Here is a 16,605-nt window from a genome sequence, read left to right as displayed (position 1 = left end):
GTGCCCTTATGACTTAGCGATAAGATTCAATTCTTGTTTCTCTTTCTCCAAGGCTTTGTCTCGAATCATTCGTTCAAGATCGTCAACCAAGGTTTCGTTTTTAACTTTTGTATTGGGCTTGCCATCTAAGTAAACCAAGTTATTTGGGCTACCGCCAGCTAAACCTAGGTCAGCCTCTTTCGCTTCACCTGGACCATTCACTACACACCCAATAACCGCAACATCCATAGAGACTTTAATGTCCTCTAGACGCTCTTCTAACTCATTCATCGTTTTGACTACGTCGAAATTTTGACGCGAGCAGCTTGGACAGGCAATGAAGTTAATGCCACGATTACGCAGCTTCAAACTACGCAACATATCCCAACCCACTTTGACTTCTTGCACGGGATCAGCAGCTAATGAAACCCGTAAGGTGTCGCCTATGCCATCCATCAACAATAAGCCTAAGCCAATGGAGGATTTCACTGTCCCTGAACGTAAACCACCTGCTTCAGTAATCCCCAAATGAAGGGGATTATCAATCTGGCTTGCGATTTTACGGTAGGCTTCTACGGTCATAAAGACATCCGAAGCTTTTAAACTGAGTTTAAACTCTTGGAAGTCCAGTTCATCAAAATATTCGATCTGACGAAAAGCCGACTCAACCAGAGCATCGGGCGTTGGTTCACCGTATTTTTTCTGCAAGTCTTTTTCCAACGACCCTGCATTCACACCAATACGAATCGGAATGTTCTTATCACGAGCACAATCCACCACAGCACGGATGCGATCTTTATTACCGATGTTACCCGGGTTAATACGCAAACAATCAACACCGTACTCAGCCACTTTCAAAGCGATTTTGTAATCGAAGTGGATGTCTGCCACCAGCGGTAGATCAACTTGCTCACGAATAGACTTAAATGCTTCTGCAGCATCTAACGATGGAACAGAGACACGTACAATATCTGCGCCAGCGTCTTGCATCGCACGAATTTGAGCGACCGTTGCCGCAACATCACAGGTTTCTGTGTTTGTCATACTTTGCACACTAATCGGTGCATCGCCGCCAACCGGTACATTTCCCACCATAATTTGGCGGGAGTGGCGACGTTTAATTGGAGATTCGAAATGCATGCTTATCTCTACTCAAGCTCAAAACGAGCTAGATCTTTACGTATATAAGTGGAAAAGTCGAATGGCTCTCCCTTGTATAGGAGCTCAGTCACGCCACGGGCATACCCTAACGTTACTCGATATGGGGCCTGACCGTCTAATTCAAGACTGCTACCAGCGGATTTTACACCAGAAAAGATAACACGGCCTGTGCTATCGCGTACTTGTGTCCAACAATCCGCATCAAACGTCATCACAATATCATGATTAAAAGCCGGTGATTCAATTTCAATGGGAGCTGGAGCAGGCTCTGGCTCGCGAGTGGCTTCAACAACGTCTTGCGGATCAACTCCCGCATCTTCAAGTAAGGCAATGGTTTCTGCCGAAAGACCGGTCACTACATCAGCCGCTTCATCCAAGACTGTTTGCGTTTCAATATTCGACAATGCGGATAAATCAAGCGATTCTAAATCCACCTCAGGCTCATTAAGTTCAGGGGCGGCCTGATCACCAGTTGGTGCATCTGTCTTAACAAACTCTTCTTCGACAGGTGTACCGTTTTGATTTTCATTTAACTCGGCAGATTGTTCTTGCACCACAGGATCTTGCTGCACATCAGGCTCAGAGGATTGGGCTGGCCACCAAAATGCGACGAACGCAATAATTGCAACAATGATAGCTGAAACAATGACAAAGATAGGGTCACGACCTGAAGCTTGAGATTTCACATTGTCCACAGGACGAATGTTGCTTTCTTTTACGGACTGCTGCTCATCAAATGCAGCTAAAACAGGACGATGATCTTCTCCCAACAAACGGCAATAGCTTTTAATATAGCCACGAGCAAACGTCGTTGACCGAAAACGAATGAAATCATTGTTTTCTAATGCATAGACATGCTCGATAGAAAGCTTTAATTCCGTCGCCACTTGGCGCTCATCTATAGCCAGGGTCAGACGTTTCGCCCGCAAACTCTGGCCAATATCCAGCGTTTTTCTTTCTTGTTCGCGAGCGATATCCATCTCTAAATCAGTTGTCATGGTATTACCTTGGTATAGCAGGCATGGAAGCGCTGGGCTACCCAAATGTATGGTCAGTTTCATGCGGGTGGATCGCACGACAGACAAAATGGTAGCGTTTGATTAAGTCCAATGAAGCGGACAATAAATGCCTGAATATTAATAAAAAGCGCTTTCTTTTATAAGCTTTGTATTAAATCAAGATTGTTGCCGCCCATCAAACCAATCACGCGAAAATGATGAAAATCTTTTCTATCAACGGCAAGTTTCTAAGTAAATCTGACATGTTACTTACAAGTCACGCCTATTCACTTAAAAACTGCCTTTTTGAACAACCTTATTCTGATACTTGGCGCAATTCGATGTACTTTTGCGAACGACGCGTTTTATCCATGAAATCGCCAACCAATTGACCACATGCAGCATCAATATCATCACCGCGAGTGGTACGAACCGTTACTGTATATCCATCATCGGCTAAGATTTTTTGGAAGCGTCGCGTCTGATTATTTGACGGTTTGTCGTAACCAGAGTTCGGGAAAGGATTAAACGGAATCAAGTTGATTTTACATTCTAAATCCTGCAACAACGTCGAGAGCTCACGTGCATGCACCTCTTGGTCATTGACGCCTGCCATCATTGTATATTCGATGGTGATATGTCGTTTATCAGGAAGGTTATCAAGATAATGCTGACACGCCTCGAGCAACTGTTCGATTGGGTATTTCTTATTAATTGGCACCAGTTCATTTCGCAGTGCATTGTTAGGCGCGTGCAATGAAACCGCTAATGAAACATCGGTACGTTTTACGAGATCGTAAATTCGCGGCACCACACCAGATGTACTCAGTGTTACGCGACGCTTTGATAAGCCATACGCATTGTCATGCATCATCAGGGTCATGGCATCCACTACTGGCTCGAAATTCATCAAAGGTTCGCCCATGCCCATCATCACTACATTTGTCACGCGACGCGGGCCACTCGGATCCATTGGACCAAAAGATTTAATCGCAATCCAAACCTGGCCAATGATTTCTGCAGCCGTAAGATTACGGTTAAAGCCCTGTTTACCTGTCGAACAAAAGCTGCAATCTAAAGAGCAACCCACTTGCGAAGAGACACATAATGTTGCGCGATCACCATCAGGAATTAATACCGCTTCAACGCAGTTGTTTTGACCACCTTCAGTACGAATGATCCACTTACGCGTGCCATCTGTAGAGATGTTTTGAGAAACGATTTCAGGTGCACGAATTTCACAAATCGTTTCAAGCTTCGCACGCAGTTTTTTACTGACATCCGTCATCTCTTCAAAGGACTCTGCGCCCTTTTGATGAATCCATTTCATCACTTGCGTTGCACGAAATTTCTTTTCGCCAATCGACTCAAAAAACTCAATCAGTTTCTCTGGAGAAAGGCCAAGTAGGTTTACTTTTGCGGTGTCAGTCATAAATATCAATCATTCGCCCTAAAGCGTTAAGTGTAGACAAAAAAGCTTCTGAAAAACGTTAATCTTTTCAGAAGCCTCTGCAAAGAAGCGGGCCATAGGCCCGCTTCTCTATAACCATCTTTCCAAAAAAGAAAAGAGAGGTTTAAAATCAATTACTTACCAAAGAAGTAAGCAATTTCACGTGCAGCAGACTCAACAGAGTCAGAACCGTGAACAGCGTTCGCATCGATAGATTCAGCGTAGTCTGCGCGTAGAGTGCCAGCCGCTGCTTCTTTAGGGTTAGTCGCACCCATTAGTTCACGGTGACGTAGAACAGCGCCTTCGCCTTCAAGAACAGAAACAACAACAGGACCAGAAGTCATGAATGCAACTAGGTCTTTGTAGAATGGACGCTCTTTATGCTCAGCGTAGAAACCACCCGCTAGCTCGTCGTCTAGTTGGATCAATTTAGCTTCAACGATTTTCAAACCAGTACGCTCGAAACGAGAGTAGATTTCACCGATTACGTTTTTAGCAACAGCATCTGGCTTGATGATAGATAGAGTGCGTTCTAGCGCCATGATAAACTCCAAAATTGTATTTCTAAGAGTACGCGATATTGCGGACTCGACTAATAAGTTTTAGCGCGTGGATTATACGCATGTCTTGATGAAATTTGTATGCGTCCACAGGCTTTTTTAAGGATAATAACGGAAAATATATCCTTTTTTCCGTTATTAAGCGCCACGCAGTTGTAACACAGCGTTTTTGACGGTTTCAATAACAAAGTCGATCTCTTCTTCCGTGGTAAAGCGGCCAACCGACATACGCAATGAGGCATGCGCCAGCTCGTCGGATAGCCCAATGGCTCGCAGCACATACGATGGTTCTAGACTTGCTGAGGTACAAGCGGAACCAGAAGAAAGCGCAACATCTGATAATGACATCAATAATACTTCACCTTCTACACCATCGAAGCCCACGTTAACGACACCTGCAACTCGATTTTCAGAGTCGCCATTCAGATGTACTCCAGGCATTTGAGCTAGGCCATTCCATAACTTTTCACGAAGAGCACTGATACGAGCACAGTCGTCAACCATATCTGCTTTTGCAATCGCAAACGCCTCTCCCATCCCAACTATCTGATGAGTAGCAAGCGTACCAGAACGCATACCACGCTCATGGCCACCACCGTGCATTTGCGCTTCGAGCTTCACCTTAGGAATACGGCGCACATACAAAGCGCCAATTCCTTTCGGACCATACGTTTTATGGGCAGTTAGCGACATCAAGTCCACTTTCATGGCATTCACATCAATGGAAACTTTACCGGTGGTTTGCGCAGCGTCAACATGAAAATAGATGCCTCTTTGACGCGTTTCATGGCCAATCGCTGCAATATCTGTCACAACACCCAGCTCATTATTGCCGTGCATCAGTGACACAAGAATGGTGTCTTCACGCAATACCTCAACAACACTAGACACGGTAATTTCACCCCGTGCATTCGGCTGTAAGTAAGTTACCTCAAAACCTTCTTGCTCAAGCTGACGACAAGGGTCAAGCACTGCTTTGTGCTCAATCATCGAGGTTACAATATGACGCCCTTTAAGTTTATTGGCATGCGCCACACCCTTAATCGCTAAATTGTTTGCCTCGGTTGCCCCCGATGTCCATACGATTTCACGCGCTTCTGCTGCAATCAATTCTGCTACCTGTAAACGCGCATCTTCAACAGCCTCTTCAGCACGCCATCCAAATAAATGCGATCGCGAAGCAGGATTGCCAAAATTGCCGTCTTGCGTCAAACATTGCATCATTTTTTCGGCGACACGAGGATCAACTGGCGTAGTCGCTGAGTTGTCGAGGTAAACAGGTGTTTGCATGGAAATTCTCCAAGGTAACGCAAAAATTAAAAACTAAACAGACGCTTTCGCAATGGCTTGCACACGACCCACAATCGAACGCAGGCCATTACCACGAGTCGGGCTAAGATGGCTCTCTAAATCCAACTCAGAGAAATATTTGTCGATATCAAAACCAATGATTTCAGCCGGCGTTCTTTCGTTGTAAGCCGCCATCACAACACCTAACAAGCCTCGGACAATCACTGCATCACTGTCTACTGAGAAGGTCAACACCTCTCCTTTGACAGGATCTTGCGTAGCACCTGGCTGAATCCAAACGTTGCTTTGACAGCCTTTCACTAAGCGCTCAGGTGTCCGCCAAGCGTCATCAAATTCAGGCAGTGATTTACCTAAATCAATAATGTATTTGTACTTGTCTTCCCAATCATCAAAAAAGGAGATGTCATCAATAATTTCTTCTGTCGTCGGTAAAGACATAATGCCTCGCTTGTTGTGCGGTCCAAAAAGAAAACGGCCAATGGGTTAAGCATTGGCCGCTGGGTATTGTAATCGATTTTATGCTCAAACTGTATGCGTTAGAAGAACAAGCCCGCTTCGAGCTGAGCTTCTTCACTCATCATGTCACGAGACCAAGGTGGATCAAACACCAGTTCCACATGAACGTCAGTAACGTTCGGAACTTTCGCAACACGATACTTAACATCACTGACTAATACTGGCCCCATACCACAACCAGGCGCCGTCAACGTCATATTAATGTCGACACGCTTACTGTCTGCATCAATCGCAACACTGTATATCAATCCTAAAGACACTAAGCTAATCGGAATTTCTGGGTCGTATACACTATCAAGCGCTTTCCAAACTTGATCTTCTACTACCTGACCAGAACCATCGTCATTAAAGCTCAGCACTTCAGGCTCTTGACCAATTGCATCCGCATCGGTGCCATCAATGCGCAGCATGTTACCTTGAAAAGTAACGGTGTAGTTACCACCTAGTGCCTGATTGATCGTAATAAACTGACCTTCAGGGATGGTGGTAGGATCACCACTCGGTACTCGGCGAGCAGGACACTCGCGTTGAGTTACGACCATTTTTTGCATGCTATTAATTCACACTAAAGCTTTCGCCACAGCCACACTCAGCTATAACGTTAGGATTATTAAATTTCACGACCTGATTGATCCCTTCTTTAACAAGATCAATTTCAGTACCTTGCAGAAGCGTCAATGACTGATCATCAATGGCCAATTTAACACCATCAAAATCTATAATCGCATCACCTGCTTCTGGCGCACTTACAATATCTAATACGTAAGCATAACCAGTACAGCCACTTTCTTTTGTACTTAACCGAACCAAGCTGGCTTCAGCGGTCAACTTCGAGGCAAAGAACTTACGTGCTGCATCGGTTAACGTCACGCTTTGGTTCGGATCAAATGTTTCTGTCGACATAATATGCCTCCTAGGCCAACATCATGTGAACTTTCTTCAATGCTTTGAAGAACAGTTCCACTTCTTCAATTGTGTTGTAGATAGAGAAAGACATACGGGCGGTTCCAGGGACACCAAAACGTGCCATTAATGGCTGGGCACAGTGATCTCCCGTACGAATAGCAATACCTTGGCGGTCCAATAAGAATCCAATGTCAGCTGGGTGACCTTGATCGAGCACGAAACTAAATGCTCCGACTTTTTGCTCCGCTTCGCCAATCATACGTAAGCCATCAAACTCTTTGGCAAGCTCTGTTGCGCGAGACATCAATGCCTGCTCATGGGCCGCAACCTCAGCATGATCAAAAGCATCGAACCAACGAATCGCCTCACCTAAAGCAATCGCATCACCCACATTTGGCGTACCCGCTTCTAGACGATACGGTAAAACGTTCCAAGTGGCATCTTGAAGCGTTACCGTTGCAATCATCTCACCACCGGTTTGCCATACGGGCCACTCAGCCAATAATGCTTCTTTGCCCCATAAAACTCCCACGCCCATTGGTGCGTAAATTTTATGGCCCGAGAATGCATAAAAATCACAGCCTATCGCTTGCACATCCACATCACCATGAGCAATGCCTTGCGCGCCATCCACCAACACCCACGCATCGAATTTCTTCGCTTGTTCTGTTAACCACGCAATAGGGTTAACCGTTCCCAGCGAGTTCGATACATGTGGAAAAGCAACCAGTTTGGTATTTTCATTTAACAATGAAACATACGCATCTAAGTCAAGCTCGCCTTTATCCGTCACGGGTACGGTACGTAATGTCGCACCCGCCACTTTACAGGCTTGCTGCCAAGTAACGATATTGGCATGATGCTCCATCCCCGTCACAATCACTTCATCAGTGCTTTTCAGCAACTTAGACAAACCGTTAGCAATCATATTAATGCCTTCGGTTGTGCCCGATGTCCAAATCACTTCTTCACGCTTTGGCGCATTAATAAAGTCTTTAACGATGTCGCGCGCGTGTTCAAATTTACGCGTTGCTTCGTCGGCTAGACGATGAGCACCACGATGTACATTTGAATTATAAAGAGAGTAATACTCCACCAGCGCATCGATAACACACTGCGGCTTCTGAGTCGTCGCTGCATTATCAAGATAGACCAGAGGGTTGCCATCGATTTCGCGTTTTAAAATTGGAAACTGCTCACGAATAGCAGCGACATCAAGACTCATATGCTTCTCGCTTATTTTACTTCCATCTGAGCAAATCGATCACGAATAATCGGACGTACCCATTCTGCTAGTGCAGCAGTAGGCATCTGATCAATCAACTCATTAATAAACCCAAAACTCAGCATTAGCTGTGCTTGAGAACGACTTACGCCACGTGTTTGTAGGTAGTACAATGCTTTTTTGTCGATCTCTGCAATGGTTGCACCATGGGCACAACGCACATCATCGGCATAGATCTCTAACTCAGGCTTAGTATTGATTTCCGCTTTATCGGACAACAAAAGGTTGCGATTATTTAGCTCTGCAAGCGTCTTTTGCGCATCACGATGAATATGAATACGGCCATTGAACACTGCGCGACTGCGATCACCCGCTATACCACGAATATTCTCTTCCGTTGTACAGTTTGGTACGGCATGCTCAACGTTTGCGTGTAAATCAAATAATTCAGTGCCATCTAATAAATAAATCGCATTTAACTTAGCTTCGGCTTTTTCACCTGCATAAATGATATCGGTATCGATACGCTGCAAATCACTACCAAAGCCAATAATGCTGCTGTTTAGCGTCGCTTTACCCAGCAATTTAAAGTGACTGCCACCCAAAGCAACATTATCACCCGCTTGCAATGCAAAACGGTAATGCTCGAGATGAGCTTCAACACCAATCAGAAATTCGGTGTAAGCCGTTGTTAATGTCGCGCCATGCGCTTCAGCATTTTCAACAACTTTTAACGCAGCGCCCGCTTCTAGCTCAACCACCACGCGAATATGACCTTGTGCGCCATTGCTTAGTAAATTATTGATTCGTAAAACCGAGTCAATTTTTACGTTCTCAGCAACAGTAACCACAGCGACATCGGCGGCTAACACATCATTAACTAAGCCAAAAATATGACGTTCAGGCTTAATCGTAGTGAACAAATCAGACTCTTGCATTTCAATGGTAAGACCTTCAGGTAGGTCTTCTGGCATTGAAACCAATTGACCATCTACAAACGTCAACTCTAGGAAATCAAGACCCACTACGTCTACTGGCGCTAGCTCAGGTGACTCTTCTTTAACAACCGCTGAACTACGCTCAACAGCACGAAGCGGCGTGTATTTCCATGCTTCAGTTTTACGGCTAGGCCATTTCGTATCTTTCAGCAGCGCCAATGACACAGCACGCTGATCTGCAAAACCATCTTGGATGCTATCTGCATGAGCGATGGCGTGTTGTAACCATTCACTCATGATTAATCCTCAATTTCGTCTTCTGTAGGCTCTGTTTGCAGCCAAGCGTAACCTTGCGCTTCCAGCTCTTTCGCTAGAGAGGCGTCGCCACTCTTAACAATTTTACCGTCTGCTAATACGTGCACGAAATCTGGTTTGATGTAGTCCAGAAGACGCTGGTAGTGGGTAACAACAATAAAGCTGCGCTCTGAATCACGCTGACTGTTTACACCATTTGCAACCACTTGCATCGCGTCGATATCCAAACCTGAGTCTGTTTCATCAAGGATGCACAGCTTCGGCTTAAGAAGAATCATTTGCATGATTTCATTACGCTTCTTCTCACCGCCTGAAAACCCTTCGTTAACACCACGCTTCAAGAATGAAACAGGTAAGTTAACTTGCTTACACGCTTCTTTGGCAAGCTTCAAAAACTCAGCTGACGTAAGCGCTTCTTCACCACGAGCTTCACGTTGAGAGTCAACAGACACCTTTAAGAATTCAAGGTTACTAACGCCAGGAATCTCGACTGGATATTGGAACGCTAGAAATAGGCCGGCACGTGCACGCTCTTCTACATCCATATCAAACAGATCTTGACCATCCAGCGTTGCCGAACCGCTGTCTACTTCGTAACCATCTCGACCTGAAAGCACATAACCTGTTGTTGATTTACCTGCACCGTTCGGGCCCATGATGGCATGAACTTCACCAGGTTTAATGTCTAGGTTGAGACCTTTGAGAATGTTTTTTTCTTCTACACTTGCGTGCAAATCTTTGATCGATAACAAAACGTTTTCGTTTGACATGTTCAATGGGTTCCTCAACCTAACCTACAGAGCCTTCAAGGCTAATTTCGAGAAGTTTGCCCGCTTCAACGGCAAACTCCATAGGGAGTTCTTTAAATACTTCTTTACAGAAGCCGTTTACAATCATCGATACCGCTTTTTCAGGATCAACTCCACGCTGTCGACACAAAAACATCTGATCATCACTTACTTTCGATGTCGTCGCCTCGTGCTCAACAATCGCTGATGGATTGCGGCTTTCTACGTATGGGAATGTGTGAGCACCACACTGATCACCGATCAGTAATGAATCACACTGAGTAAAGTTACGCGCACCTTCCGCACCTGGATTCATTCGCACAAGACCGCGGTAGGAATTATTACTCTTACCGGCAGAAATACCTTTCGAAATGATCGTTGATTTGGTGTTCTTACCAATATGGATCATTTTTGTACCGGTATCCGCCTGCTGGCGACCACGCGTCAAGGCAACAGAATAGAATTCACCAATACTGTTATCGCCTTTTAAGACACAGCTTGGGTATTTCCACGTAACAGCAGAACCGGTTTCTACCTGAGTCCAAGAAATCTTGGCATTGGTATGGCATATCCCACGCTTAGTTACAAAGTTATAAATACCGCCTTTACCGTCTTCATCACCTGGATACCAGTTTTGAACCGTTGAGTATTTAATTTCTGCATTGTCCAACGCAACCAATTCAACAACCGCGGCGTGCAATTGATTCTCATCACGCTGAGGTGCTGTACAACCTTCAAGATAACTTACGTGAGAACCTTCATCGGCAATGATCAAGGTGCGCTCAAACTGCCCCGTATTTTGCTCGTTAATACGGAAGTAAGTTGATAGCTCCATTGGACAACGAGTGCCTTTGGGGATGTAGACAAATGAACCATCTGTAAACACAGCGCAGTTAAGTGCTGCGAAATAGTTGTCTTTTGTCGGTACGACGCTACCAATGTACTTTTTAATTAGGTCTGGATATTTATGAACCGCTTCTGAAATAGGGCAGAAAATAACGCCTGCTTCTTCTAACTTTTCACGGAAAGTCGTTACAACTGAAACAGAGTCAAATACTGCGTCAACAGCAATGCCTGCCAACATTTGCTGCTCGACTAACGGAATTCCCAGCTTTTCGTAGGTACGTAAAAGCTCTGGATCCACTTCATCAAGAGACTTAGGCTTGTCTTTCATACTCTTTGGTGCAGAGTAATAAGACACCGATTGCAAGTCAATTTTAGGATAGGACAGATGAGCCCAATCAGGCTCTTCCATTTCTTGCCAAACACGAAACGCTTTAAGACGCCACTCGAGCATCCATTCAGGTTCACCTTTGACCTCAGAGATTCGGCGAATCACGTCTTCATCGAGACCAGGCTCGAAGGTTTCTGATTCCACTGCAGAAACGAAGCCCGCTTCGTACTCTCGAGCTAACGCCTTATCAATCTGCTCAGTCATATTAGAAACTCACTCATTCTTCCAGGGACATGCCCTGCTAGTTGTGTTCGTTAACCGATGAGGGCTGCAGAGATCTTCTCTTGAGAAGCTGTAGCCGACACCTTGCCGTCTTTATTTTGTCGCTCGGCAACAAGCCGAACATCTTGGCGATTGACCAATTTCTCAAGACTAATTTGACTCAAAAAATCATGGATCTGATCACTCAAATCACACCATAAATGATGCGTCAGGCAAGTATGACCACCTTGGCAATCACTCTTCCCTTGGCAACCTGTTGCATCTACAGATTCGTTTACCGCATCCACAATCTGCGCCACATAAATTTCACTTCGATCGCGACTCAAGCGATATCCGCCACCTGGACCCCGAACACTGGTTACTAACTCTTTTTTACGGAGCTTTGCAAACAGCTGCTCAAGATAGGACAAAGAGATACTTTGCCTATTCGATATATCTGAAAGCGAAACAGGTCCATTGTCTGTGTGCAGCGCTAAATCAAGCATTGCAGTTACCGCGTAACGACCTTTTGTTGTTAAGCGCATAAACTTTCCACTTAAGTGCTAATGAATATTTCGATCATACACAAAACCTACTATTTTGATCAAGTATTTACCTGACAAATTTAGTAGGTTATTAGCACATATTTAGAATCTGCGGTATTTTAAGGGCAACACTACTAAAACTGAATAAATTCCAGCATATTTGTTGTTATATCTTTATGGTTTTATCCGATACGTATAAGAAGTAATCAAATCGCTAGCAGCTAAGAGGGTATCTATGAGTCAATCAGCAGGAAATAAAGATCAGTCGGACGCTCAAGACAGCACCCCCCCCAAAAAAAGTAAGCTACCAATTGGCTTAGTCGTTAGCTTTTTACTTTGCTTTCTCATCAGCGTATCCGCTTCAGCGGCTCTGACATACTTTCTTACGTCTTCAAACAATAACGAAGAAATGATGGCAGAGACACAAACCAAAGTAGAAAATCAATTGAATGCTATGCGCCAGAGTATAGAGCAGCAAAACACTCAGTTAAGTGCCATAAGCGCCGAAAACGAAACACTTAAAACCTATCTACGCCACAGCAGCGCCAATGCACTAAAGAATATTTTGATTGATCAAGAAGAGAATATTCAGGCCTACCTTGCAGTAATGAGGCAGGCAATTGGTGACTTAAGTGACATGCTACCAAACAGCTCTGACTGGGAAACCACCTACCAATATCAAATGGATTTAGCGCTTAAAGCAAGCATGGAGCGAACCACTCTACTCAACCTTTTGAAGACAGGTGAGCCACAACAGAACAATTCTTCTTTACCACCAAAATCTCCAACAAAAAGCAACTAACAGCAAAAAGCCCAGCTTACAAACTGGGCTTTTTTTCAGCGGCACTTCTATAACTTAAAACTCTGGCACCGATGCCTGCGCGGCCAACTCTCTGCGCTTACGTCGCTCAGCCATAATGTCTTTTCGTCCAATATAAATCAGCGGCACCACAATTAAAGCAGCGCCAAGCAATAAACTCATATCAACCGTTTCAGCAAACATAAACCAACCAGCAAATATCGCAAACAATAGACCAGAGTATTCTGCTGAACTCACTTGGCTAGACGCCACATAACGATATCCAACCAAGCAACCTAAGCTATACAGCACCGAACAAATCGACGCACCAAATGCCAGCCCAAGCTGCTCCCAAGAAAGAGAACCGCCTTCCCATATTGCAAGGCCACCGGCTAAAGGCAATGCACACATTTGCGCTATAAATAATCCATGCATCGCTCCCTGCCCTTCAGGCAACTTACGAACCAGTAAGCTATTAACAGCCAGAACGAATGCGAATCCTAACGCACTTAACATCCCCCAGCCAATATAGCTTGGTTTAAGAATCACTAGCACACCTAAGAAGCCGGATACCGCTGCAAAAACCACCGTCTTAGTGAGCCTCTCCTTATAAAAGATAACCGCTAACAAAATAATAAAAATTGGTGCTGTATAGAAAACCGCATTCGCCGTCGCGAGAGGTAGCTGGGATAAGGAAATCACCAACAACACCGACGTAAGAATCCAAAGGTTACCTCTTAAAATATGTAACTTTAGCCCCTCTAATGGACGCTCAACTCGTTTGCCGACAACAAATGGAAGCAGCACAAGACACATAAAGAGAACGCGATAAAACGTAAACTGGAAAACAGCTTCGTTAGCATTGGCAAGCTTTACCAATACATCACATACTGTCGCCATTAAGTTACCCATCACTAACACTAAAATGGCACTACTGATTGTTTTACCTGACACGGCAATACACCTTTCATCAAATTACTAATTGGCGCGGAGTATAGAGAGGATATAGAATTCAATAAAATGATATAATTTACTTTAGTATTAGTTTTTTAGATAGATAAATATGAACCTACCTCCTCTCAAAACACTACCTGTATTCGAAGCCGTTGCGCGATTGAATAGCTTTTCACTTGCCGCAAACGAGCTGCACATTACCCAAAGTGCAGTTTCTCATCACATCAAAACACTTGAAGATCACCTTGGAGAGCAGCTCTTTATCCGCTCAGGAAGAAAGCTAGAATTGACCACTGAAGGCAAACTCTATCTTGACAATATCACCGGCTCTTTAAACCAAATAGCTCGGGCAACAGAGAATGTAAAAGGTGTTACTGAAACAAAATTGAGGCTGGCTGTTTACAGCTCATTTGCCGTTTACTGGCTTATCCCACGTTTACCAAACCTTAAGCGACAATATCCAAACTTAGATCTCACCATTGAAATGACGTTCTCTGAGCCTGAGCTATCAGATAGAACAGCAGACTGTTTTATTACTATTGAAAGTGAAAAACGAGGATTTGATTTTGAATGGTTTTATACGGAACGATTATTCCCAGTATGCAATCAAAGCTTTTATCAAGAGCTTTTGTCTGAGCTTAATGTATTCAGTGATAAGGAACTGCAACTCGAACTAAAAACAAACCCTGAAATACTAGCAAGGTTTCCATTAATTACGTCCTACAGCATGTATGAGAGTTACGCTGAAGACTGGAGAAGATGGTTTAAGGAACAGGGTAAAGAGCTACCTGATGACATCAACTTTCATCGGTTTAGCCATCTAATGCTTGCTCATGAGGCAGCAGCGCACTCCTTAGGCATCGCGCTAGTCAACGACTATATGTTTAACGAAAACGACCCTAAGGATGGGCTAATCAAACTGCCCTGTGTTGCACATAATGCTGAAGACCGATTTTATATTGCCTACAAACACAGCAGAAGGCATGAACCAGCGCTTAAGCAGCTAAGACACTGGCTGAGAAATGAGCTTAATGAGCTAACTTAGATTTAGTATAATTATCAGACGTAACTCGTGAAGCGGCTTTATTTTGTTTCACCGCAGCACAGACGAAATAAAGCAGCTCCGTCGCCGCAATCATGACTATTGCGTAACCGAGTAACTCTGTTCCCTCCTCCACTACATTTTTCACTGAACGTACGTATGCATCGCCCATCAAACTATGCCAAAAACTAGTTCGTCCAAACATTCGAGAAAAGGCCAACACTATAACCAAACCAGACACAACAAACCCGAAGCTAGAGGTCTCCGAAAAGTGCTTTAACGAGTAGTAGCTTTCTTTTACTTGATGGCGCAAATAATAAAGCGTCATCGCCAGAATACTGCCCACAAACAATTGCCAAGCACCGTCGAATACATAGAGATCCAAGAATGAATCTGATTCACGGACAAACATCATAAACATTAAAGCACTGAGTAAAATACATGCCTGACGCAGTGGCTTAGAAAAATACGCACACACCAAAAAAGTTAACGCACTAGAGAATGTAAATAAATCCTGCATTCTCTCTACCAATGATGACTCACTGTACTCTGCAGCCGTACCCAGCTGATAAGCTTCTAAAGAAATACAGTGAGCCACCCCGACTAATGCAAATAGATAAATAAAACCTCGAAGAAAAAACATCACATCACCTAGCAGACTTTTATTAAGTTAATATTAAATAACTTAAGTTTTTATATACATAGCCGCTTTGGTTGTTCCTAAGTAGTTATCATTAGTCAAATACCGTGCACTAACTCGCCTATAGGTAGAGCAAGAAACTTAATTTAACCCGCTAACTCGACTAATCGAGCTAAGTTGATCGAGAGTGTTTACGAGAATCAGTCAAAACATATCAAGTAAGCCCTAGCCTTTTCATGTTACGCGTCGAAGTATGAGACAGGCGCAAGCGGGGCATAAAAGAGGATGCGCAATCTAGCTGCGTTGATGCGTTGAGTTCGGGATGGGATCAGATGATGCTCTGTCTCTGTTTTTCTGAACACCTTCTCTGACTGATGCCATAAGACGCACGCTTTTGATGTCACGCGCTGACGCGTCGAAGCATGAGACAGGCGCAAGCGGGGTACAAAAGGGATGCGCAATCTAGCTGTGTTGAGGTGTTGAGATGAGGAAAACCGCAGACACAAAAAAGCCCTGACAGCATTGCTATCAGGGCTTCCTTTGTATGATGCTTGACGACGACCTACTCTCACATGGGATCTCCCACACTACCATCGGCGATGGCGCCTTTCACTTCTGAGTTCGGGATGGGATCAGGTGGTTCAACGCCTCTATGATCGTCAAGCAAACGGGTTTGCGATCGTTTTGGGGGGCTTCTGTTTGCCTTAGCCAAAACACGCAAGTTCGTGAACTTGAGTCTTTAACAATAAAACTTTTGAAATAGTGATAACCAAGTATCAAACCAGTGTTGGTATCGTAGTCTGTAGTACAGCGAGTATGTTTTCTTCACACTCTTAAAACCATTTTGGTGTTATATGGTCAAGCCTCACGAGCAATTAGTATTGGTTAGCTCAATGCCTCACAGCACTTACACACCCAACCTATCAACGTCCTAGTCTCGAACGGCTCTTTAGGGCACTTTAAGTGCCAGTGAGATCTTATCTTGAAGGAGGCTTCCCGCTTAGATGCTTTCAGCGGTTATCCCGTCCGAACATAGCTACCCG

General features: G+C 44.3%; 17 protein-coding genes and 2 rRNA genes. 2 read left to right on the top strand and 17 right to left on the bottom strand.

The window, feature by feature from the left end:
- Nucleotides 1–6: 6 nt before the first annotated feature.
- From ispG to iscR, 13 genes are all read right to left on the bottom strand, one after another.
- A complete protein-coding gene (gene ispG, locus AYW76_RS07620) occupies nucleotides 7–1,119 on the bottom strand; it encodes a flavodoxin-dependent (E)-4-hydroxy-3-methylbut-2-enyl-diphosphate synthase (RefSeq protein WP_067218074.1) in 1,113 nt (370 codons plus the stop codon).
- Between the two features lie 8 nt (nucleotides 1,120–1,127).
- On the bottom strand, nucleotides 1,128–2,138 hold the full coding sequence (locus AYW76_RS07615) for a RodZ domain-containing protein (protein ID WP_197467785.1): 1,011 nt from the start codon (nucleotides 2,136–2,138) through the stop codon (nucleotides 1,128–1,130).
- 316 nt (nucleotides 2,139–2,454) lie between these two features.
- The gene (rlmN, locus tag AYW76_RS07610; protein WP_067036308.1) at nucleotides 2,455–3,570 is read right to left on the bottom strand and encodes a 23S rRNA (adenine(2503)-C(2))-methyltransferase RlmN; all 1,116 of its coding nucleotides are present in this window, start codon (nucleotides 3,568–3,570) and stop codon (nucleotides 2,455–2,457) included.
- 152 nt (nucleotides 3,571–3,722) lie between these two features.
- Nucleotides 3,723–4,130: a nucleoside-diphosphate kinase gene (gene ndk / locus AYW76_RS07605; RefSeq protein WP_067036305.1), complete on the bottom strand. Its 408-nt coding sequence runs from the start codon at nucleotides 4,128–4,130 to the stop codon at nucleotides 3,723–3,725.
- A 156-nt stretch (nucleotides 4,131–4,286) separates the two neighbouring features.
- Nucleotides 4,287–5,438: an IscS subfamily cysteine desulfurase gene (locus tag AYW76_RS07600; protein ID WP_067218070.1), complete on the bottom strand. Its 1,152-nt coding sequence runs from the start codon at nucleotides 5,436–5,438 to the stop codon at nucleotides 4,287–4,289.
- Nucleotides 5,439–5,471: 33 nt separating this feature from the next.
- The gene (locus AYW76_RS07595; protein ID WP_067036299.1) at nucleotides 5,472–5,897 is read right to left on the bottom strand and encodes a SufE family protein; all 426 of its coding nucleotides are present in this window, start codon (nucleotides 5,895–5,897) and stop codon (nucleotides 5,472–5,474) included.
- A 98-nt stretch (nucleotides 5,898–5,995) separates the two neighbouring features.
- On the bottom strand, nucleotides 5,996–6,526 hold the full coding sequence (gene sufT / locus AYW76_RS07590) for a putative Fe-S cluster assembly protein SufT (protein ID WP_067218067.1): 531 nt from the start codon (nucleotides 6,524–6,526) through the stop codon (nucleotides 5,996–5,998).
- 4 nt (nucleotides 6,527–6,530) lie between these two features.
- On the bottom strand, nucleotides 6,531–6,878 hold the full coding sequence (locus AYW76_RS07585; protein ID WP_067218064.1) for a HesB/IscA family protein: 348 nt from the start codon (nucleotides 6,876–6,878) through the stop codon (nucleotides 6,531–6,533).
- Nucleotides 6,879–6,888: 10 nt separating this feature from the next.
- On the bottom strand, nucleotides 6,889–8,106 hold the full coding sequence (locus AYW76_RS07580) for an aminotransferase class V-fold PLP-dependent enzyme (protein ID WP_067218056.1): 1,218 nt from the start codon (nucleotides 8,104–8,106) through the stop codon (nucleotides 6,889–6,891).
- An 11-nt stretch (nucleotides 8,107–8,117) separates the two neighbouring features.
- Nucleotides 8,118–9,341, bottom strand: a complete 1,224-nt coding sequence (sufD, locus tag AYW76_RS07575) for a Fe-S cluster assembly protein SufD (protein ID WP_067218053.1) — start codon at nucleotides 9,339–9,341, stop codon at nucleotides 8,118–8,120.
- 2 nt (nucleotides 9,342–9,343) lie between these two features.
- On the bottom strand, nucleotides 9,344–10,129 hold the full coding sequence (sufC, locus tag AYW76_RS07570; RefSeq protein ID WP_067036283.1) for a Fe-S cluster assembly ATPase SufC: 786 nt from the start codon (nucleotides 10,127–10,129) through the stop codon (nucleotides 9,344–9,346).
- Between the two features lie 19 nt (nucleotides 10,130–10,148).
- Nucleotides 10,149–11,585: a Fe-S cluster assembly protein SufB gene (sufB, locus tag AYW76_RS07565; protein WP_067036280.1), complete on the bottom strand. Its 1,437-nt coding sequence runs from the start codon at nucleotides 11,583–11,585 to the stop codon at nucleotides 10,149–10,151.
- A gap of 50 nt (nucleotides 11,586–11,635) precedes the next feature.
- Nucleotides 11,636–12,127, bottom strand: coding sequence for a Fe-S cluster assembly transcriptional regulator IscR (gene iscR, locus AYW76_RS07560; RefSeq protein ID WP_067036278.1), 492 nt, complete (start codon nucleotides 12,125–12,127; stop codon nucleotides 11,636–11,638).
- A 235-nt stretch (nucleotides 12,128–12,362) separates the two neighbouring features.
- On the opposite strand from iscR, the gene AYW76_RS07555 reads away from it, so the two are divergent.
- Nucleotides 12,363–12,929, top strand: coding sequence for a hypothetical protein (locus tag AYW76_RS07555; RefSeq protein WP_067218049.1), 567 nt, complete (start codon nucleotides 12,363–12,365; stop codon nucleotides 12,927–12,929).
- A gap of 54 nt (nucleotides 12,930–12,983) precedes the next feature.
- Here the strand turns inward: AYW76_RS07555 and AYW76_RS07550 are convergent, their stop codons facing one another.
- A complete protein-coding gene (locus tag AYW76_RS07550) occupies nucleotides 12,984–13,880 on the bottom strand; it encodes a DMT family transporter (RefSeq protein ID WP_067218047.1) in 897 nt (298 codons plus the stop codon).
- A gap of 109 nt (nucleotides 13,881–13,989) precedes the next feature.
- On the opposite strand from AYW76_RS07550, the gene AYW76_RS07545 reads away from it, so the two are divergent.
- Complete coding sequence (locus tag AYW76_RS07545) at nucleotides 13,990–14,925, top strand: LysR substrate-binding domain-containing protein (RefSeq protein ID WP_067218044.1); 936 nt, start codon at nucleotides 13,990–13,992, stop codon at nucleotides 14,923–14,925.
- Here the strand turns inward: AYW76_RS07545 and AYW76_RS07540 are convergent.
- The 3 genes from AYW76_RS07540 to AYW76_RS07530 form a co-directional block, all read right to left on the bottom strand.
- A complete protein-coding gene (locus tag AYW76_RS07540; protein ID WP_067218040.1) occupies nucleotides 14,909–15,565 on the bottom strand; it encodes a hypothetical protein in 657 nt (218 codons plus the stop codon). The genes AYW76_RS07545 and AYW76_RS07540 overlap by 17 nt on opposite strands.
- Nucleotides 15,566–16,111: 546 nt before the next feature.
- A 5S ribosomal RNA gene (gene rrf, locus AYW76_RS07535) occupies nucleotides 16,112–16,226 on the bottom strand.
- A 190-nt stretch (nucleotides 16,227–16,416) separates the two neighbouring features.
- Nucleotides 16,417–16,605: ribosomal RNA gene (locus AYW76_RS07530) — 23S ribosomal RNA — on the bottom strand; the annotation flags it as partial.

The sequence above is a fragment of the Marinomonas gallaica genome, from assembly GCF_001639745.1.
Lineage (GTDB): Bacteria > Pseudomonadota > Gammaproteobacteria > Pseudomonadales > Marinomonadaceae > Marinomonas > Marinomonas gallaica.
The sequence above is the reverse complement of the archived record's forward strand: the minus strand, read 5'-3'. Positions and strand labels throughout refer to the sequence as shown.